This window comes from Streptomyces aureoversilis (assembly GCF_042657885.1).
GTDB classification, from domain to species: Bacteria; Actinomycetota; Actinomycetes; order Streptomycetales; family Streptomycetaceae; genus Streptomyces; species Streptomyces aureoversilis.
Genome location: NZ_JBHSKJ010000002.1, coordinates 49,580 through 68,817, shown reverse-complemented (window position 1 = coordinate 68,817; position 19,238 = coordinate 49,580). Strand labels below are relative to the sequence as shown.

Genomic DNA, 19,238 nt, shown 5'->3' with positions numbered 1-19,238 from the left:
TCGGGCGGGGGCGGTCAGGCAGGAAGGCGGTTGATGGCGTGCTCGCCGGTCGCCCACAGGTGCTGGACGGCGTACGCGCGCCACGGCTGCCAGGCCCGTGACCTGCGGGTGAGGGCCGCGGGGGTGGTGGGCAGCCCCAGGGCTCCGGCGGCCAGGCGGACGCCGAGGTCGGTGGCGGTGAAGGCGTCCGGGTCGCCGAGGGCGCGCATCGCGATCGTCTCGACGGTCCAGGGGCCGATGCCGGGCAGTGCGGCGAGCTGCTCGCGGGCGCGCTGCCAGTCGCTGCCGGGGCCGAGGTCGAGCTCCGCGGAGGCCAGGGCGGCGGTGAGGGCGGTGAACGTCCGGCGGCGGGCGCGGGGCATGGCGAGCGTCTCCGGGTCGAGCGCGGCCAGGTCCCCGGGCGCGGGGAACAGGTGGGTCAGGCCGCCCTCCGGGTCCTCGACGGGGGCGCCGTGGGCGGTCACCAGGCGGGCGGCGAGGGTACGGGCGGACGCCGTGGACACCTGCTGGCCGAGGACCGCGCGCAGGGCGAACTCCGCGGGGTCGACGGTGTGCGGCACCCTGCGGCCGGGGGCGCGCTCGACGAGCGGGGCCAGCAGCGGGTCCCCGGCGAGGAGGCCGTCGACGGCCTCGGGGTCGGCGTCGAGGTCCAGCAGGCGGCGGCAGCGGCTGACCGCGGCGGCCAGGTCGCGCAGGTCGGTCAGGGCCAGCCGGCAGCCGATGTGCCCGTCCGCCGGGCGGAGGCCGGCGATGCCGTGCCCGTTCGGCAGCCGCATCGTGCAGCGGTACGCGCCCTCACGCCACTCCTCGGTGCCCGGCACGCCGGTGGCCGCCAGGTGCCCGAACAGGTTGTCCGGGAAGAGCGGCGCGCGGTAGGGCAGGCGCAGGGAGACCGTGCCGGTCGTCGCGGGCGCCGGGCGGGCGCGGCCGGCGGCGCGTGCCCGCAGCTCGCTCGGGGAGAGCCCGAAGACCTCCCGCACGGTGTCGTTGAAGGCGCGGATGCCGGCGAACCCGGCGGCGAAGGCCACCTCCCCCATCGGCAGCGGCGTCGTCTCGATCAGCAGCCGTGCCGTCTGCGCCCGCTGGGCGCGGGCCAGGGCGAGCGGGCCCGCGCCCAGCTCGGCGACGAGCTGCCGCTCGATCTGGCGGGTGCTGTACCCCAGCCGCGCCCCGAGCCCGGGCACCCCTTCCCGGTCCACGACCCCGTCGGCGATCAGGCGCATGGCCCTGGCGGCCAGGTCGGCCCGCTCGTTCCAGCGCGGCGAGCCCGGGCTCGCGTCGGGGCGGCAGCGCTTGCAGGCGCGGAAGCCGGCCTGCTGCGCGGCGGCCGCGCTCGGGTAGAAGGTCATGTTCTGCGGCTTGGGCGGCACCACGGGGCAGCTCGGCCTGCAGTAGATCCGCGTGGTCGTCACCGCGGTGAAGAACCACCCGTCGAAGCGGGCGTCCTTGGACTGTACGGCCCGGACGCACCGGTCCACGTCGTTGTGCATGCCGCCAGTATTGGCGGACGGCCCGCCCCGGATCTCGCGGAAATCCGACATCCATGTCGGGTGCCCTCGAAGCGGACGGGCGTGGCGCCCGCGACGGGGTCGGGGCGCCACGCCAAGGCGGCGGCCCGGGGCGGGGGCACCCCGGGGACCGCCCTTCGTCTCCTAGTGTCCGTACCCGCCGTGCCCGTGCCCGCCGTGCCCGCCGTGTCCGCCGGAGGCGTTGACGCAGGTGTTGCCGGACGCGGGGTTCAGCAGTCCGACGATGTTGATCGAGTTGCCGCAGAGGTTGATCGGGATGTGGATCGGGACCTGGATGACGTTGCCCGAGATGACGCCCGGGGAACCGGCGGCCACGCCCTTGGCGCCCGCGTCGGCGAGCGCGTTGCCGGTGATACCCGCGAGGGCCGCACCGACGGTGGCGGTCAGGGCAACCGTTTTGACGATTCGTGACATGGGGGAGACACCTTTGCTGCTTGATCTTGCTCGGTCGAACTGGGGGGCGCCCGACCGGTAAGGGCCGGGGTGTGCTTTTCAACGCCCGGTGCTCGCAAAGGTTTCGTACATGGTGCGGATGGGTGACCGCCTTTCTCCCCCGGTGGTCCGCCCTTTCCGCGACCGCATCCATGCATGCGCCACACAGAAATCCGCGGTATTTCCCGGACGGAATTCCCCGTACGGCGCAGCGCCGCTCACCCCCGCTCCGCCGCCATCCGCACCGCGAAGGCCGTCAGCTCCTCGCCCCACCCGTCGGCCAGCCGCGAGGAGGCCGCGGTCCGCGACGCCCGGTCCACCAGCTCGCGGATGAGGCGCTCGGCGATGCCGCGCTCCTCGCGCTCCAGGAGGATCTCCCGCAGCAGCTCCGCGTCCCAGTCGTACTCGGGGCCGCCGTCGAGGAAGCCGCGCAGCCGCCACGCGGCGTGCAGCGAGCGGGCGTAGGCGTCGTAGGCGGTGTCGAGGTCGCTCCGGCCGGCGAGGGCGGCGCCCAGCCGGAGCGGGTGCCGCAGGGCGTACCAGCCCGCCGTGCAGCCCCGGTCGCAGCCCGATATGCACCGCCCGGGCCACGGGTCGTCGAGGTATTCGGCGGCCATCGCCTCGTGCGCGTAGGTGCCGATCACGCGCTCGGTGCGCATGTCGTCCCAGATCTGCCACGCGGCGGCGGGCAGGCGGGCGGCGAGCCGGTCGCCGAGCGAGAGGGCGAGGTCGCCGGCCAGGGTGGCGGTGGAGTCGCCGAAGCGGCGGGCCTCGCCGGCCCAGCCGTTGCGCTCGTGCTCGGCGGCGCGGCTGACGTGCAGGGTGGGGATGCCGCGGCGCAGTGCGGCGTTGTCGCGCACGTCGCTGCGGATGAGGGTGCAGGTGTCGAGGAGTTCGAGGGCGGCGGCGGCCTCGACGGCCTCGGTGGCCTCCGGGTCGCCGCCCGCTGCCAGATAGCCGGTGAGGAGGATGACCGGGCGGACCCGGTCGGCCCCCACGGCGACGAGTTCGGCGAGGGACTCCACGATGCCGGCGCCGCGCGCGTCGGCGGTGCGCCAGCGCCGGTGCTCGTCGTTGAGGAGGCCGCGCAGCCGTTTCTCGACCTGGTCGAGCATCCCGGCGCGCTGCAGCTGCGGAGCCGGCTCCCGGGGCGCCACCGCGCGGGGCAGCTGGGGTTGCGTCGTCATCGTGTGCCTCCCTGGATCGGTTTCGGTCCTGCGACCGACCCTGCCGGGCGGGCGCCCCGCCCGGGGGCGGAGCCTGACCGGCCAGAAGACTGCCCACGGGAACGCTCGGGAAGCGATGGTTTCCTGCCATACCGGAATGCGTCATCCCTCCTGCTTCATGGCGCTCTCGCCCGCCCGGCCTGCCGGTCGGGGCAGGCTCAGAAGGCGGCTTGCGGCCCGTGCGCGCGTACGAGGGTGGCTCGCGTGTGGCTCATAATCGGCTGTCGCCGCACGGCCGTCCTGGGCCGTTGCCCCGGCCACCGGTCGTATCATCCTCCGATTAACCCGTGTGACCTGCGCCGAAGTCGTCCCCCGCACCGTCGCCATCAGGCCAGTGCCGGAGGGGTGCGGCGCGGCGCGGACGATGATGGCGCCCGCGCGCCGCGCCCCGGGCCGGCACGGGCGGCCGCGGAACGCCCGGGGACCGGCCGGTGTGCGCTCACCGGACGGCAGTGCGGCATTCGTACGCCATCTGTACAGCGCGCGTCGCGTCCCGCTACAACGGGTGGGGGCCCGGCACCGGGACCACACGGCAGGCGACCTCCGGGCCCGCGGAGGCGGCGATGCGCAGGATCGCAGTGGTCGGAGCGGGTCAGGCGGGGCTGCAGCTGGCCCTGGGGCTGCGGCCGGAGAAGCCGCCGGAAGAGGCCGCGGAGCCCTACGAGGTCACGCTGTACGCCGCCCGCAGGCCCGCGGAGGTGCGGGCCGGGCGCATTCTCTCCACGCAGGTGATGTTCGGCCCCGCCCTCGCCCTGGAGCGGGCCGCCGGGCTGAACCGGTGGGAGGCGCGGACACCCCGGATGACGGCCATCCGGATGGCCGTCACCGAGGGGCCGCACGCTCCCGAGGGCGGCATCACCGTCCCCCTCGACGCGCCCGCGCAGTCCGTCGACCAGCGGGTGAAGACGGCGGGCTGGCTGGAGCTGTTCGAGGAGCGCGGCGGGCGCGTCGTGTACGGCACGGCCGGCCCGGACGACCTGCCGGGGATCGCCGCCGCCCACGACCTGACGGTCGTCGCCACCGGCCACGGCCCCCTCGCGGAGATCTTCGGGCGCGACGGACGGCACAGCCCGTACGACCGCCCGCAGCGGACGCTCGCCGCCTGCTACGTGCGCCGCCCGCACGGGCCGGACGGCCCCGGCGGGCCGCACGGGCGGATCAACCCCGTGGACGGCGCAGGGGAGTTCTACGTGCTGCACGGCCTCACGCTCGACGGGCCCTGCGAGATGCTGCTGTGGGAGGCGGTGCCGGGCGGGCCCCTCGACGTCTGGGGCGACCGGCCGGGGCCGGACGCCTTCGTGGAGCGCTCCCTGGAGCTGCTGCGCGACCGGCTCCCCCGCGAGTACGAGCTGTGCCGGGGCATGGAGCCGACCGACGGCGGCGCCGCGCTCACCGGCGCCCTGACCCCCGTCGTGCGCCACCCCGTCGCCCGGGTCGCACCGGACGCGTACGTCCTGGGCATGGCGGACGCCGTCGTCCTCAACGACCCGATCGGCGGACAGGGCGCCAACAGCGCGGCCCGCTGCGCCGACCGGTACCTGCGGGAGATCACCGGCCACGGCGAACGGCCCTTCGACCGCACGTGGATGCTGCGCACGTTCGCCGCGTACTGGGAGCACGCCCGGCACGTGACGGCCTTCAGCAACCTGCTGCTGGGGCCCCCGCCGGAGCACGTGCAGCGCGTGATGTCCGCGGCGGCGCACCACCCGGACGTCGCGCACCGCTACATCAACGGCTACGCGGACCCGGCCGGCTTCCAGGACTGGTTCATGGACGCGGACCGGGCCGACGCCTACCTCGCGGCGGTGGGGGCGGCGGGGACGGCGAGGGCGGCGGGGCCCGCCGCCGGATAGCCTGGGAGCACCCGCGAGGCCCGGCGGGAGCCCTGCGCGGAGGAGGCGGAACGACCGTGAGCACGACCCGGCCCGGGACGGTCACCGGCGGCCCGCGCCCGCGGACGCCTTCCCCGGGGCGGCCGTCCGTGACCCGCGGACAGGGCGCGGTCGTCTGCGCGGTCTCCCTCGGCGGCGGGGCGGGGGCCGCCGCCCGCTACGGCGCCGGACTGCTGTGGCCCACGCCGGCCGGCGCCTTCCCCTGGACCACCCTGCTGATCAACGTGGTGGGCTGCGCCCTGATCGGGGTGCTGCTGGCGTTGATCGCCGAGCTCGCCGCCCCGCACCGGCTGGTGCGGCCGTTCCTCGGGACGGGGGTGCTCGGCGGGTTCACCACCTTCTCGACGTACACGGTGGACGTCCAGCGGCTGATCGATGACGGGCACGTGGCCACGGCACTCGCCTGTCTGGCGGGCACGCTCGCCGGCGCGCTGGCGGCGGTCCTGGTGGCGGCCACGGCGACGAAGGCGTTCCTGCTGCACAGGCGTGCGCGATGACGCCCCCGCAGGGCACGAGGCTGCGGGGCAGGGCCCTTCGCCTGACCGTCTTCCTCAGCGAGTCGGACCGCTGGGAGCACCGCCCGCTGTCCACCGAGATCGTGCACCGCGCCCACACCGCAGGGCTCGCGGGGGCGACGGTCTTCCGCGGGGCCGAGGGCTACGGCGCCTCGTCCGTCGTCCACACCGCGCGGCTGCTCTCGCTGAGCGAGGACCTGCCGGTGACGGTGGTCATCGTGGACACGGAGGAGCGCGTACGGGCGTTCCTGCCGCTGCTGGGCGTGGTCACCGGGGAGCGCCTGGTCACGCTGGAGCCCGTCGAGGTCCCGCGGCTCGGGCCCGCCTCCGCGGAGGACGGCGCGTGAACTGGCTCCTCGTCGTCGCCGGCGCGATGGCCGGTGCGCCCCTGCGCTACCTCACCGACCGTGCGGTGCAGGCGCGCCACGACTCGGTCTTCCCCTGGGGCACGTTCACCGTGAACGTCGCGGGCAGCCTGATCCTGGGCGTCCTCACCACCGCCGCCCCCTCCCACCTGCAACTGCTCCTGGGCACGGGCCTGTGCGGGGCGCTCACGACGTACTCCACCTTCTCCTACGAGACGCTGGTCCTGGCCCGCGAGGGCGCCCGCGGCTACGCGGCGGCGAACGTGGTCCTCAGCGTGGTGTGCGGGCTGGGCGCGGCCTTCGCGGGGGTGGCGCTGGGGCGGGGGCTGTGGGGCTGAGCCCGCTCAGGACTCCGCCGTGCCCAGGTGCTCCAGCAGCACCGTCCGCAGCTCGCGCGCCGCGCGCGGCGGGGCGACGTCCTTGCGGTGGGCCAGGGCGATCGTGCGGCGCATGCGGGTGCCCTCGAAGGGCGTGACCCGCAGGCCCGAGCGGGCCGCCACCATGCCCGGCACCACCGCCAGGCCCAGGCCCGCGCGGACGAAGCCGAGGACCGCGTCCATCTCACCGCCCTCGACGGTGAAGGCGGGCTCGAAGCCGGCGGCGCGGCAGGCCGCGATGGTGATCTCGCGCAGGTCGTAGCCGTGGCGGAACATCACCATGGGCAGGCCCTCCAGGTCCGCCACGCGCAGGGCGCGGCGCCGGACGGGCGGAGGCTCGCCGGGGGCGGAGACGACGACGAGGTCCTCGCGCAGGAGCTCGGTCGTGGCGAGGGCCGGGGCGCCGACGGCCAGGGGCGTGATGATCAGGGCGAGGTCGAGGCCGCCGGCGGCGAGGGTGCGGACGAGGTCCTGGGAGCCGCCCTCGTCGACCAGGAGCTCGATGCCCGGGTAGCGGGCGTGGTAGGCCCGCAGGACGTCGGGGACGAGGCTCGCGCAGAGGCTGGGCGGGGCGCCGAGGCGCACCCGGCCGCGCCGCAGCTGGGCGACCTCCTGCACCTCGCGCCGGGCCGTCTCGGTGTCGGCCAGGATCTGCCGGGCCAGCGGCAGCAGCGCCTCGCCGGCGTCGGTGAGGGTGATGTTGCCCCGGGCGCGCTGGAAGAGCTCCGCGCCCAGCTCCCGCTCCAGGGCGCGGATCTGCTGGGACAGCGACGGCTGGGCGACGTGCAGGGACTCGGCGGCCCGGGTGAAGTGACGGACTTCGGCCAGGGTCGCGAAATAGCGGAGCTGCTGGAGTTGCACGGTCAGCAGCATAGATAGGACGAGCCTATGGAAACCAGCTTCATCATGTCTTGGACGGATCGACCGGCCGCTGCCTAGCGTCTGGTGCCATGGCACTGGCGACCCGGACGGACCGTCCTCCGTCCCTCATCGGCTCCGTGTGGCGGTCGACCGTCGGCAAGAAGGCGGTCATGGCGGTCACCGGCATGATCATGCTGGCGTACCTGGTCGCCCACGTGGTGGGCAACCTGAAGGTGTTCTTCGGGGCCGGGGAGTTCAACCACTACGGGCACTGGATCCGCACCGTCGGCGAGCCCTTCCTGCACTACGAGTGGTTCCTGTGGATCGCCCGCGCCGCCCTCGGCACGGCGGTCGTGCTGCACGGCGTGGCCGCGTACCAGCTCAGCCGCCGCGACCTCGCCGCGCGGCCGCAGAAGTACGCCGGCACCCGCGGGAAGAAGGCGCCGCGGGCGAGCTACGCCACCCGCACCATGCGCTGGGGCGGCGTGATCCTCGGGCTGTTCATCGTCTGGCACGTCCTCGACCTGACGACGCTGACGGTCAACCCCAACGCCGAGGAGGGCCGCCCCTACGAGAACCTCGTCGCCTCCCTGAACCGCCCCGCCGTCACGGCCTTCTACATCGCCGCGATGCTCGCCCTCGGGCTGCACATCCGGCACGGCTTCTGGAGCGCCGCCCAGACGCTGGGCGCCAACTCCCCGCGCCGCGACCGGGTGCTGAAGTTCCTGGCCAATGCACTGGCGCTGGTGCTGACCTGCGGCTTCATCGCCGTGCCCGTGGGCGTCCTGACAGGAGTCGTGAGCTGAGCATGTCCTTCCCGTCCGACCACACGCACTCGTCCGACTACACGCACTACACGACCGGCGAGCCGGTCGCCGACACCGCCGCCCCCGGCGGCCCCATAGCCGAGCGCTGGGACCGGCGCCGCTTCGAGGCCGGACTCGTCAACCCCGCGAACCGGCGCAAGCACACCGTCATCGTCGTCGGCACCGGCCTGGCGGGCGGCGCCGCGGGAGCCACCCTCGCCGAGCAGGGCTACCACGTCGTGCAGTTCTGCTACCAGGACTCGCCGCGCCGCGCCCACTCCATCGCCGCGCAGGGCGGCATCAACGCCGCCAAGAACTACCGCAACGACGGCGACTCCGTGCACCGCCTCTTCTACGACACCGTCAAGGGCGGCGACTTCCGCGCCCGCGAGTCCAACGTCCACCGCCTCGCGCAGGTCTCGGTCGAGATCATCGACCAGTGCGTGGCGCAGGGCGTGCCGTTCGCCCGCGAGTACGGCGGGCTGCTCGACACGCGCTCCTTCGGCGGCGTCCAGGTCTCCCGGACGTTCTACGCGCGCGGGCAGACGGGCCAGCAGCTGCTGCTCGGCGCGTACCAGGCGCTCAGCCGCCAGATCGACGCGGGCAACGTCGAGATGCACGCCCGCACCGAGATGCTGGACCTGATCGTCATCGACGGGCGGGCGCGCGGGATCGTGGCGCGCGACCTGATCACGGGCGCCGTCGGCACGTACTTCGCGGACGCGGTGGTCCTCGCCAGCGGCGGCTACGGCAACGTCTTCTATCTCTCCACCAACGCCAAGAACTCCAACGCGACCGCGGTCTGGCGGGCCCACCGCCGCGGCGCGTACTTCGCCAACCCCTGCTTCACCCAGATCCACCCCACCTGCATCCCGCGCTCCGGCGACCACCAGTCGAAGCTGACGCTGATGAGCGAGTCGCTGCGCAACGACGGCCGCATCTGGGTGCCCAGGGCCAAGGGCGACACGCGCCCGCCGGCCGCGATCCCCGAGGACGAGCGCGACTACTACCTGGAACGGATCTACCCCTCCTTCGGCAACCTCGTCCCCCGCGACATCGCCTCGCGCGCCGCGAAGAACGTCTGCGACGAGGGGCGCGGCGTCGGCCCGGGCGGGCAGGGCGTCTACCTGGACTTCGCCGACGCCATCGCCCGCATGGGCCGCAAGGCCGTCGAGGCCAGGTACGGCAACCTCTTCGAGATGTACGAGCGGATCACGGCGGAGAACCCGTACGAGGTTCCGATGCGGATCTACCCGGCCATCCACTACACCATGGGCGGCCTGTGGGTGGACTACGACCTGCAGACCACCGTGCCGGGCCTGTTCGCGATCGGCGAGGCCAACTTCTCCGACCACGGCGCCAACCGCCTGGGCGCCTCGGCGCTGATGCAGGGCCTGGCCGACGGCTACTTCGTCCTGCCCTCCACCATCAACGACTTCCTGGCCCGGCACCCGCACGACGCCGTGCCCGGGGACCACCCCGCCGTGACCGAGGCCGTCACGGGGGTGACCGACCGGCTGCGCCGCCTCCTCTCCAACGACGGCGACCGCACCCCGGACTCCTTCCACCGCGAGCTCGGCGAACTCCTGTGGGACGAATGCGGCATGGCCCGCACGGAGACGGGCCTGCGCAAGGCGCTCGGCCGCATTCCCGCCCTGCGCGAGGAGTTCTGGCGGCGCATCAAGGTGCCCGGGACCGGCGAGGAACTCAACCAGTCCCTGGAAAAGGCCAACCGCATCGTCGACTATCTCGAACTCGCCGAGCTCATGTGCCTGGACGCCCTGCACCGCTCGGAATCCTGCGGCGGCCATTTCCGGGAGGAGAGCGCGACGCCCGAGGGCGAGGCGGCCCGCAAGGACGAGGAATTCTCGTACGCGGCGGCCTGGGAATTCACCGGGCCGGGCCGGGCGCCGGTCCTCCACCGGGAAGAGCTGACCTTCGAATACGTCCACCCCACCCAGCGGAGCTACGCGTAATGGACCTCACCCTGCGCATCTGGCGCCAGCGCAATGCCGGCGAGCCTGGCGCCATGACCACCTACCGGGTCACGGGAATCAGCGAGGACATGTCCTTCCTGGAGATGCTCGACCACCTCAACGAGGAGCTGATCCTCGCCGGGGACGAGCCCGTGGCCTTCGACCACGACTGCCGCGAGGGCATCTGCGGCGCGTGCGGCATGGTCATCAACGGGCAGGCCCACGGGCCCGAGCGGACCACGACCTGCCAGCTGCACATGCGCCACTTCGCCGACGGCGACACCATCGACGTCGAGCCCTGGCGGGCGGCGGCCTTCCCGGTCGTGAAGGACCTGGTCGTCGACCGCCCCGCCTTCGACCGCATCATCGGCTCCGGCGGCTACGTCACCGCCCCCACCGGCTCCGCCCCCGAGGCCCACGCCACGCCCGTGCCCAAGCCGGTCGCCGACCTCGCCTTCGAGCACGCCGAGTGCATCGGCTGCGGCGCGTGCGTGGCCGCCTGCCCCAACGGCTCGGCGATGCTCTTCACCTCCGCCAAGGTCGTCCACCTCAACGTCCTCCCGCAGGGCGCCCCCGAGCGGGAGGCCCGGGTGCTGGACATGGTGGACACGATGGACGACCAGGGCTTCGGCGGCTGCACGAACACCGGCGAGTGCGCCGTGGCCTGCCCCAAGGGCATCCCGCTCACGGCGATCGGGGCGATGAACCGCGAGTACCTGCGGGCCACCCTCAAGGGCGGGCGACGGCGCTGAGCCGGCCCGCCGGCGAGCGGGCCGGCGGGTGGTTCAGCGGGCGCCGAAGACCTGGGTCCAGCGGGGGCCGCCCGGGGCGTGGTTGACGCCCACGCCGATCTCCTTGAAGGAGCAGTTGAGGATGTTCTTGCGGTGGCCGTCGCTCTTCATCCAGGAGTCCATGACGGAGGACGCCGACTGCTGCCCGTAGGCGATGTTCTCGCCGTACGTGCTCCAGTTGTAGCCGGCGGCGGTGACGCGCTCGCCGGGGCCCTTGCCGTCGGGGTTGGTGTGGTTGAAGAAGCTGCGGGCGGCCATGTCGTCGGAGTGGCCCTGGGCCGCGGCGTCCAGCTTGCTGTTCTCGGTCAGGGGCGAGCAGCCGGCCTTGGCGCGCTCGGCGTTGGCCAGGGCGGTGACCTGCTGGCCGAGCGAGCCGCCGCCGGGGTTCGCGGATTTGGGGGCGCTCCTGGCCGGGCTCGCGCTCTTCGCCTCGGGCGAGGGCTTCGCGGAGGCGGCGGACCGGCTCGGCTCCGCGGAGCGCGAGGCGGAGGACGAGGCGGACGCGGACGCCGACGGCTTGGCCGAGGCGGAGGCGCTCGCGCTCGCCGAGGCGGACGGGGAGGCGGCGGACGGCAGCACGGACGCGCCGGCGTCGAGGGCCTTCACCCGGTTCTGCGGCGCCTGCCCGTCCTTGGCGGAGACGGACGTCTCCTCGGGCGAGTCGGTGAAGAGGTAGAGGCCGCCGAGGACGCCGCCCGTGAGGAGGGCGAGGGCGGCGGCGCCGGCCGCGGCCCGCCTGGCGGTGCGGGGGCGGCTCGCGCGGTGGCCCCGGTTGCCGTTGCCCGCGCGGCGGTGGCCCACGCGCGCGCCCGCACGCGTGCCCTCGCCGACGCCGGCCGGGGAGCCCGCCGGGGACACGTGGGCCACCGGCTGCGTCTGCAGCGACGAGCCGCCGGGCCACCAGCCCAGCAGACCGGCGCCCAGCGGCACCAGGCCGAGGCCGACGAGCAGCCCCTCGGCGGGGACCAGGGCCGACGTCGCGCCGACGCAGCGGCCGCAGCCGCGCACGTGGCGGGCGACGCGCTTGCGCCACAGGGCGGAGGGGGCGCCGTCCCAGGAGGCGACGACGTCGCCGAGCTGCGGGCAGGCCGGCTGCGCCGCGAGGGCCCGGACGACGCCGCGGGCGGTGTCCAGCTGGGCCTTGGTGCGCTGGATGCGGACGGCGGCGTGCTGCGGGGTCATGTCGAGGGCGGCGGCGACCTCGGCGCGCGTCAGCTCGCCGGCGGCCTCCAGCCACCACAGGGACAGCACGGTCTGCTCGTCGTCGTCGAGCCAGCGCGTGGCCTCGGCGACCTCCTTGCGCTGCCCCTGCAGACCGAGCCGGACGATGGTGATGTCGACGAAGTCCGCCTCCGGGTCGGGGACTTCGGCGACCTCCTGCAGGCCACTGACGGGAGTCTCCGGGCGCTCCCGCCAGTGGCTGCGTATCTGGTTCATGGCGATGGCGACGAGCCAGGACCGGAAGGCGGCGGCGTCGCGCAGCTCGCCGAGGCCGTTGATGACCCGGAGCATGGTCTCCTGGACCACGTCGTCGACGTCGGCGTGGCCGCCCAGGGCCCGGCCGACGATGTTGTAGACGAGTGGCAGGTACGCGGCGACGAGCTCGTCCTGTGCCGCCGTGTCCCCGGCTCGCGCCGCCTCGACCACGGCCACGCTCTGACTGTTCACGCTCCGCCACCCTTCTCCGGCATTCCGTTTCGGGAGTCGATCCGTTCGGTCCGACACATAGGAGATGCGGATGGGGCGCGACGATAACAAAAACTGCTCGGAAAACTTCAAGAGGACCGGACAAATCCCTCTATGTGTGGCTGCTGTTCGCCGCGCTCCGGGGAGGCTCCAGGAATTCGGTGAGGATTCCCGGAGTCGCCGCCTCCGCGAAGCCCGCGGCGGTACCGGCGGACATGTCCCGAATGCGGTATCCGCCCTCTCCCGCGGCGACGGCGGCGGTCGCGGTGACGACGCCCGCCCGGCGGGAGAAGGGGCTGTCGGTGAAGGTCCACGCCAGCACGGCCGACCGGTCCAGGGCCGTCGTCTCCCGGCCGAAGGTGCCGGACCGCACGAGGAGGAAGCGGCCCCGGAGGCCGTGGCCGAGCCCGCGGTAGGCGTCGCGCGCGAGCCCGTACGCCACGGGGGCGGCGAGGAGCGCCCAGCCCGCCGCGCAGTACAGCAGGACGGGCGTGAGGAGCGCGCCCAGCACGGCCAGCGCGACGGCGGGCGGCAGCACGCACCACGCGAACGCCCGCACGACGCGGCGGCGGAGCGCGGCCCGCGGGTGGGGCGCCAGCTCCGGCGCGCCCAGGGGCTCGCCGAGCACCCCGTCGCACACGCGCAGGGCCTCGCCGTACGAGGCGGGCGGCAGGACGACGCTGCGGCTGCGGTTCTCCTCCTTGGTGCCCAGGCCGCCCGCGACGGCCCGGACGCTCGCCCCGCCGCCCGCGCGCAGCAGCAGCGGCTCGCGCAGGGTCACGCCGCGCAGCCGGGCGCGCTCGATGGAGACGGACCGCGTGGTGAACAGGCCTCGACGCACGCGCAGGGTGGCCTCGTCGGCCCACTCCAGGCGGTAGTCCCACCACTGCTCGGCGTACAGCGCGACCGCGCCGACGGTGCCGAGGGCGGTGATCGCGAGGAGGGCGAGCGGGATCGTGACCCACAGGAAGCTGTGGCCGAAGTCGTCGAAGGCGCGGCGGACGAAGCCGATGCGCCAGGGCTCGATGCCGATCCCGTCGAGGATCCGCCACACGCCGCCCGCGGCGGCGAAGACGCCGCCGACGACCCAGAACGTCAGCGGGGCGTAGCGCAGCCGGCGCAGGTCGGCGGTGGCCAGCACGGGGTCGTCGGCGCGGCCGGCGCCGGAGCGGGCGAGGAGCTCGGCGCGCAGCCGGACGGCCTCGGGGCGGGCGAGGGCCTCCAGGGAGATCTCGCCGCCGCTGCCCCCGCCGCCGGTGCCGGCGCGCAGCACGGCGAGGCCGAGGACGCGCTGGACGGCGTTGGCGGTGATGTCGACGTTGCGGACGCGGTGCAGGGGGATCGCGCGGACGCTGCGCGTGAACAGGCCCGTGCGGAGCTCGACGGCGTCGGCGGTGACGCGGTAGCGGGTGCGCCGCCAGGTGACGACGCCGCTCGCGGTGATGGCGGCGAAGACGGCGCCGATCACGGCGAGGGTGATCCACGCGCGCGTGTCGAACCGGCCGTCGGTGGCGAGCGCGGTGAGGGCGAGCGAGCCGAGGGGCGCGCCCAGCCAGGTGCAGTGCACGGCGATCGTGCGGGGGTCGAGGGTGCGCCACTGCTCGGGGCGCCGGTGGGGGTGCTGGTGGGGGTGCCGGCCGGGCAGCTGCTCGCTCATGCGGCGTCACCGTTCCCGGGCACGAGGCGGGCGGCTTCGGTGATCCGGGCGGCCAGCCACTCGGCGGCCTCGTCGGAGACGCCGGTGATGCGGACGTCGCCGGCCGTGGAGGCGGTGGTGACGGTGACCGTGGCGAGGCCGTAGCGGCTCTGGAGCGGGCCGCGGACGGTGTCGACGGTCTGGACGCGCGAGAGCGGGGCTATGCGGCGCTTGCGCAGGAGCCAGCCGCCGGCCGCGTAGACCGCGGCCTCCCCGACCTCCCAGGCGTGGACGCGGCAGCGCAGGCGCGGCATGGCCAGGACGTAGCCGGCGGCGGGCAGGACGAGGACGGCGAGGACGAGCGGGGCGAGCCACGGGAGGGCGCCGGGGAAGAACAGCAGGGAGTTGACGAGCAGGGCGACCGCGACGAGCAGCAGGGGGCCGGTGACCGTCAGCAGTGCCTGCACGGTCCACCAGCGGCGGGCCCGCGGGTCCACTCCGTTGCGGGGTGGCCTGAGCACGGGCTGCGTCTGTGCGTGTGCGCCGTGTCGGTGTCCTGTCATGGCGTGCCGCTCCTGTTTTCCAAGTCAGTTGTATGGCAATAAGCTATAGCAATACAAACGACTTGGAAAGGCGAGGTGGTGGGCGTGCCCAAGCGCGTGGACCACGAGGAGCGCCGCCGGGCGATCGCGGAGGCCCTGTGGCGCATCGCCTGCGCGCGGGGGCTCGACGGCGCGAGCCTGCGCGACGTCGCGGCGGAGGCGGGGATCTCGCTGGGGCAGCTCCAGCACTACTTCCCCAGCAGGGACGAGCTGCTCGTCTTCGCCCTCAAGCACCTGGGCGGCCTGGCGGAGGAGCGCATCCGCACGCGCCTCATGGGCCTCGCCGCGCCGCCGTCCCCGCGGGACGTCCTGCGGGAGACGATCACGGAGATGCTCCCCCTGGACGAGAAGAGCCGCACCGGGAACCTGGTCCAGATCGCCTACTTCGTCCGCGCCCTCCACGACGAACGGCTGCGCGGCCACGCCAAGGAGGGCGTACCGGCCCTACGGGCCTTCTACGCGGACCAGATCCGCGCCGGGATCGCACAGGGCGAGGTGGGGGCGACCCGCGTCCCGGACGCGGAAGCGATGCTTCTGATCGCCCTGACGGACGGGCTGACGACGTATCTCCTCCTGGAGGTGTGCACGCCGGAGGAGGCGAAGGGCCTACTGGAGGACCACCTGGAACGCCTGTTCACGCCGTGATCCGACCGCCGGGCAGGCCCGGCACCGCCGGAACGCGGGGTTGATCGCCGCCGCGGCGGAAGAATGTGCCCGGCTCGGCCGGCGCTGAGGGGCCGGTGACGCCGCACCGAATCCCTCCGCCGCAACGGCGCCGCACCACCACGGCGGAGACCGGCGGTGCCGCACCGGGCGGCCGGGCCGCCCGGCACCGCCGGAACGCGCCGCGGGGGCCGGACGCCGTCGCGGCGGAAGGCGAGCGGGACGCCCCTTTTACGACCTGCGCGCCGCTCGGTTGCGGCCGCCCGGGCCCGGGGACAGGGCCGTTGCCAGTTCGTTCAGGGCGTCCAGGAGGAGTTCCGCGCCCCGGACGGCCACGCCCTCCTCGCCCTCCTCCGCGCGCCACGCGGCGAGCGCCTCCCGGGGCGCCGTCCAGTCGAGGGGCTTGCGGTCCCGGACGGCCTCGGCGGCGGCCGGCAGGGAGCCGGCCACGGCGGCGGCGAACGAGGCCGCTCCCTTCGACGGTTCGGCGTCCTTCTCCGGCAGGTGGGCCTCCATCAGCAGCGTCGCCCGGCCCATCGTGGCCAGCGCCGACTCCGCCGCCCGCTCCGAGGTGCGCGAGAGCCCGCGGTGCCGCACGGGTTCGATCAGGGCGCGGCCGGCCATCTCCTCCCAGGCGGTGCGGGCGGCACGCGCGTCGAGCAGGGCCTCGCGCACGCGGCGCGGCTTGCGCTCCCCCGGTTCGGCGTACGCGCCCAGCACGGCGAGCGCGTAGTGCCCGTTGGCGGTGAGCCATTCGGCGAGCCGGTCCCGCAGCCGGGGCGTCTCCCAGGTGGGGAAGAGCGCGTAGGCGGCCATCGCCAGCAGCCCGCCGAGGAGGGTGAGGGCGACGCGCGCCTCGACGGTCTGCGACCAGCCCTCCCCCGCGATGCCGAGCAGGAAGACGACGTAGGCGGTGATGCACGCCGACGTCACGCTGTAGCCGGTGCGCATCAGCAGGTACATCAGCCCGACGCACACGACCGACAGGCCGGCGCACACCCACGGCCCGGGGTGCGTGAGGGCCATGAGCACGCCGGCGACGGCCACGCCGACGACCGTCCCGGCGAACCGGGCGACGCCCCGCGAGTACGTCTGGCCGAAGTCGGGCCGCATCACCATCACGGAGGTCATGGGCGCCCAGTAGGCGTGTCCCCAGGGCAGGGCGGTGCCGGCGGCGTAGCCGGCGAGGACGACCGCGGCGCTCCGTACGGCGTGCCGCCCGACCGGTGACGACCAGCGGGCCTCGCGCCGCAGCGCCCGCAGCGCGACGGGCACGAGCCGGGGCACGGACGGCCGCAGCAGGTGCCGGTGTTCGCGGTCGCCGCGCGCGGCGGTGCGGCGCACGGGCTGGTCGGTGGCGTCGACCGCGTCGCCGAGCAGGGCCATCAGGCGCAGGGCGGAGCGGCGCGCGGCGCCGTGCAGGACGGGCCCGGTGGCGGGCACGGTGAGGACGGCGGTCGCCTCCTCGGGCAGTTTCACGGGCTTGCCCCACCGGATGGCGCGCGCGACCGCGTCCAGCACGGTCGCCGCCGCGCCCAGCAGGTCCCGCGCGCGGTCCCGTTCGGGCCCCTCCGCGGGGGCGCCGAGGACGGGGTCGGCGAGCGCGGCGAGGACGGGCCGCAGCCGTTCGGCGACGCCGCGCGGCCCGCCCAGCTGGCGGGGCCGGCTGCGGGCCTGGCGGGGGGTCAGCTCTGCGGCCTCGCGGGCGTCCATGAGCGGCTGGGGGTCGAAGCCGGCCTGCGGGTCGTGGCGGAGGCGGCGCGCGTAGTCCGCCTCGGCGGCGAGCGCGTCGGCGAGCGCGTCCCGCTGGACGCCCCAGGGGCGCACGGGCAGGAGCACGATGAGGGCCGCCTGGACGAGCCCGCCGACGGCGATCAGCCCGGCGTGGTGCAGCGCCCCCGTGACGGAGGTCGGGAGGGTGACGGTGACGAGCATGACGGCGATCGTCTGCGTGGCGACCAGTCCGGAGACCGGCCCGACCGCCCAGGCCATGCCCGCGAGCAGCGTCCAGACGGTCAGCAGGGTGCCGAAGACGACGGGGTCGAAGGCGGCCACGTAGCCGAGGAAGGTGCTGACGGCGAGGCCGACCGCCACGGCGAGCGCCAGCACCGGGCGGGGCCGCCAGCTCCGCTGGAACGTCACCAGCCCGGCGGAGAACGCGCCGAACGCGGACGACACCGCGAGGGCCGGGGTCCCCAGCCACAGGATGACCCCGACCACGATCGCGACGCCGAGCGCGCCACGGGCGGCGACCACGGGCGTCAGCTTGGTGCGCTCGATCGTCAGCCCGTCGCGCGCGGCCTTCCGCAGCGCACTGGACCAGGTCATGGCCTGAGCTTACGTTCCGGACGATCGCGTTCCGTGCAGCGGGAGGTTCTCAGCGGTGGCTCGGGAAGCCCAGGTCCACGCCGCTGTCGGCCGGGTCGGGCCACCGGGTGGTGACGACCTTGCCGCGCGTATAGAAGTGGACGCCGTCGTTCCCGTAGATGTGGTGGTCGCCGAAGAGGGAGTCCTTCCAGCCGCCGAAGGAGTGGTAGCCGACCGGCACCGGGATGGGCACGTTGATGCCGACCATCCCCGCCTCGACCTCCATCTGGAAGCGCCGGGCCGCGCCGCCGTCCCGGGTGAAGACGGCCGTGCCGTTGCCCCACGGCGAGGAGTTGATGAGCGCCAGTCCCTCCTCGTAGGACTCCGCGCGCAGCACGCACAGCACCGGGCCGAAGATCTCGTCGCGGTAGGCGTCGGACTCGACCGGCACCTTGTCGAGCAGGGACAGCCCGATCCAGTGCCCGTCCTCGTAGCCCTCGACCGTGAAGCCGGTCCCGTCGAGGACGACCTCGGCGCCCTGGGCGGCCGCGCCGTGCACGTAGGAGGCGACCTTGTCGCGGTGGGCCTTGGTGATGAGCGGGCCCATCTCGGAGGCGGGGTCGTCGCCCGGCCCGATCTTGATCTTCTCGGCGCGCTCGCGGATCTTCGCCACCAGCTCGTCGCCGGCCGCGCCCACCGCGACGACCGCGGAGACGGCCATGCAGCGCTCGCCGGCCGAGCCGTACGCGGCGGACACGGCGGCGTCGGCGGCCGCGTCGAGGTCGGCGTCGGGCAGCACCAGCATGTGGTTCTTGGCACCGCCGAGGGCCTGGACGCGCTTGCCGTGCTCGCCGGCCACCCGGTGGATGTGGCGGGCGATGGGCGTGGAGCCCACGAAGGAGACGGCGGCGACGTCCGGGTGGGTCAGCAGCCGGTCGACGGCCTCCTTGTCGCCGTTGACGACGTTGAGGACGCCCTCGGGCAGGCCGGCCTCGGCGGCCAGCTGGGCCAGCAGGATCGCGGGCGAGGGGTCCTTCTCGCTGGGCTTGAGCACGAAGGTGTTGCCGCAGGCGATGGCCAGCGGGAACATCCACATCGGCACCATCGCCGGGAAGTTGAACGGCGTGATGCCCGCGACGACGCCGAGCGGCTGGCGGATCGCCGCCACGTCCACGCCGCCGGACACCTGGGTCGACAGCTCGCCCTTGAGCTGCGTGGTGATGCCGCACGCCAGCTCGACGATCTCCAGGCCGCGGGCCACCTCGCCGAGGGCGTCGGAGTGCACCTTGCCGTGCTCGGCGGTGATCAGCTCGGCGAGCTCGGCGCGGTGGGCGTCCAGCAGCGCGCGGTAGCGGAAGAGGATCGCGGTGCGGGTGGCCAGGGAGGACGTGCCCCACGTCGCGAAGGCGGCCTTGGCGGCGGCGACGGCGGCGTCCACCTCCTCCGCCGAGGCGAAGGCGACCCGCGTCGTCCGCGCGCCCGTCGCCGGGTCGGTGACCGGCCCGTACGTGCCGGAGGTGCCCTCGACGGCCTTGCCGTCGATCCAGTGGTTGACGGTCTTCATCGGTCGGCCT

The 19,238-nt window shown here is 74.7% G+C and carries 17 protein-coding genes; 8 read left to right on the top strand and 9 right to left on the bottom strand.

Annotated elements, in window-relative coordinates; all coding sequences use genetic code 11:
* Positions 1–14: 14 nt before the first annotated feature.
* The 3 genes from ACFPP6_RS03180 to ACFPP6_RS03170 all read right to left on the bottom strand — a co-directional run bounded on the left by ACFPP6_RS03180 (position 15) and on the right by ACFPP6_RS03170 (position 3,148).
* Positions 15–1,490, bottom strand: a complete 1,476-nt coding sequence (locus ACFPP6_RS03180; protein WP_382036944.1) for an AlkA N-terminal domain-containing protein — start codon at positions 1,488–1,490, stop codon at positions 15–17.
* 162 nt (positions 1,491–1,652) lie between these two features.
* Positions 1,653–1,943 carry a chaplin gene (locus tag ACFPP6_RS03175; RefSeq protein WP_382036941.1) on the bottom strand — a complete coding sequence of 97 codons (291 nt, stop codon included), beginning with the start codon at positions 1,941–1,943 and terminating at the stop codon, positions 1,653–1,655.
* A gap of 236 nt (positions 1,944–2,179) precedes the next feature.
* Positions 2,180–3,148, bottom strand: a complete 969-nt coding sequence (locus ACFPP6_RS03170; protein WP_382036939.1) for a polyprenyl synthetase family protein — start codon at positions 3,146–3,148, stop codon at positions 2,180–2,182.
* Positions 3,149–3,750: 602 nt separating this feature from the next.
* Here ACFPP6_RS03170 and ACFPP6_RS03165 point away from each other — a divergent pair.
* Genes ACFPP6_RS03165 through crcB (ACFPP6_RS03150) form a run of 4 tightly spaced genes read left to right on the top strand, consistent with a single transcriptional unit; the run spans position 3,751 to position 6,297 of the window.
* Positions 3,751–5,040, top strand: coding sequence for a styrene monooxygenase/indole monooxygenase family protein (locus ACFPP6_RS03165; RefSeq protein ID WP_382036936.1), 1,290 nt, complete (start codon positions 3,751–3,753; stop codon positions 5,038–5,040).
* Between the two features lie 56 nt (positions 5,041–5,096).
* Entirely contained in the window at positions 5,097–5,576 is a 480-nt protein-coding gene (crcB, locus tag ACFPP6_RS03160) for a fluoride efflux transporter CrcB (RefSeq protein WP_382036933.1), read from the top strand.
* Positions 5,573–5,941 carry a DUF190 domain-containing protein gene (locus tag ACFPP6_RS03155; protein WP_382036930.1) on the top strand — a complete coding sequence of 123 codons (369 nt, stop codon included), beginning with the start codon at positions 5,573–5,575 and terminating at the stop codon, positions 5,939–5,941. Before crcB (ACFPP6_RS03160) ends, ACFPP6_RS03155 begins: the two co-directional genes overlap by 4 nt.
* On the top strand, positions 5,938–6,297 hold the full coding sequence (gene crcB / locus ACFPP6_RS03150; protein WP_382036928.1) for a fluoride efflux transporter CrcB: 360 nt from the start codon (positions 5,938–5,940) through the stop codon (positions 6,295–6,297). Before ACFPP6_RS03155 ends, crcB (ACFPP6_RS03150) begins: the two co-directional genes overlap by 4 nt.
* A 6-nt stretch (positions 6,298–6,303) precedes the next feature.
* On the opposite strand, the gene ACFPP6_RS03145 is transcribed toward crcB (ACFPP6_RS03150), so the two are convergent.
* The gene (locus ACFPP6_RS03145; RefSeq protein ID WP_382036926.1) at positions 6,304–7,197 is read right to left on the bottom strand and encodes a LysR substrate-binding domain-containing protein; all 894 of its coding nucleotides are present in this window, start codon (positions 7,195–7,197) and stop codon (positions 6,304–6,306) included.
* A gap of 89 nt (positions 7,198–7,286) precedes the next feature.
* Here ACFPP6_RS03145 and ACFPP6_RS03140 point away from each other — a divergent pair, with 89 nt between their 5' ends.
* From ACFPP6_RS03140 to ACFPP6_RS03130, 3 genes are read left to right on the top strand one after another with little or no spacing between them, the layout of a single operon-like run.
* Entirely contained in the window at positions 7,287–8,003 is a 717-nt protein-coding gene (locus ACFPP6_RS03140) for a succinate dehydrogenase cytochrome b subunit (RefSeq protein WP_382036923.1), read from the top strand.
* Positions 8,004–8,005: 2 nt separating this feature from the next.
* Entirely contained in the window at positions 8,006–9,979 is a 1,974-nt protein-coding gene (locus tag ACFPP6_RS03135) for a fumarate reductase/succinate dehydrogenase flavoprotein subunit (RefSeq protein ID WP_382036920.1), read from the top strand.
* A complete protein-coding gene (locus ACFPP6_RS03130; RefSeq protein ID WP_382036917.1) occupies positions 9,979–10,731 on the top strand; it encodes a succinate dehydrogenase/fumarate reductase iron-sulfur subunit in 753 nt (250 codons plus the stop codon). Before ACFPP6_RS03135 ends, ACFPP6_RS03130 begins: the two co-directional genes overlap by 1 nt.
* Positions 10,732–10,764: 33 nt before the next feature.
* Here the strand turns inward: ACFPP6_RS03130 and ACFPP6_RS03125 are convergent, their stop codons facing one another.
* The 3 genes from ACFPP6_RS03125 to ACFPP6_RS03115 all read right to left on the bottom strand — a co-directional run bounded on the left by ACFPP6_RS03125 (position 10,765) and on the right by ACFPP6_RS03115 (position 14,655).
* Complete coding sequence (locus ACFPP6_RS03125) at positions 10,765–12,438, bottom strand: sigma-70 family RNA polymerase sigma factor (RefSeq protein ID WP_382036914.1); 1,674 nt, start codon at positions 12,436–12,438, stop codon at positions 10,765–10,767.
* Between the two features lie 130 nt (positions 12,439–12,568).
* Complete coding sequence (locus tag ACFPP6_RS03120) at positions 12,569–14,113, bottom strand: PH domain-containing protein (RefSeq protein WP_382036911.1); 1,545 nt, start codon at positions 14,111–14,113, stop codon at positions 12,569–12,571.
* Complete coding sequence (locus ACFPP6_RS03115; protein WP_382036910.1) at positions 14,110–14,655, bottom strand: PH domain-containing protein; 546 nt, start codon at positions 14,653–14,655, stop codon at positions 14,110–14,112. The genes ACFPP6_RS03120 and ACFPP6_RS03115 overlap by 4 nt, the downstream gene beginning before the upstream one ends.
* A gap of 84 nt (positions 14,656–14,739) precedes the next feature.
* On the opposite strand from ACFPP6_RS03115, the gene ACFPP6_RS03110 reads away from it, so the two are divergent.
* The gene (locus ACFPP6_RS03110; RefSeq protein WP_382036907.1) at positions 14,740–15,339 is read left to right on the top strand and encodes a TetR/AcrR family transcriptional regulator; all 600 of its coding nucleotides are present in this window, start codon (positions 14,740–14,742) and stop codon (positions 15,337–15,339) included.
* A gap of 249 nt (positions 15,340–15,588) precedes the next feature.
* Here the strand turns inward: ACFPP6_RS03110 and ACFPP6_RS03105 are convergent, their stop codons facing one another.
* Positions 15,589–17,685, bottom strand: coding sequence for an FUSC family protein (locus tag ACFPP6_RS03105; RefSeq protein ID WP_382036904.1), 2,097 nt, complete (start codon positions 17,683–17,685; stop codon positions 15,589–15,591).
* A gap of 49 nt (positions 17,686–17,734) precedes the next feature.
* The gene (locus ACFPP6_RS03100) at positions 17,735–19,228 is read right to left on the bottom strand and encodes a CoA-acylating methylmalonate-semialdehyde dehydrogenase (protein ID WP_382036902.1); all 1,494 of its coding nucleotides are present in this window, start codon (positions 19,226–19,228) and stop codon (positions 17,735–17,737) included.
* Positions 19,229–19,238: the final 10 nt, after the last annotated feature.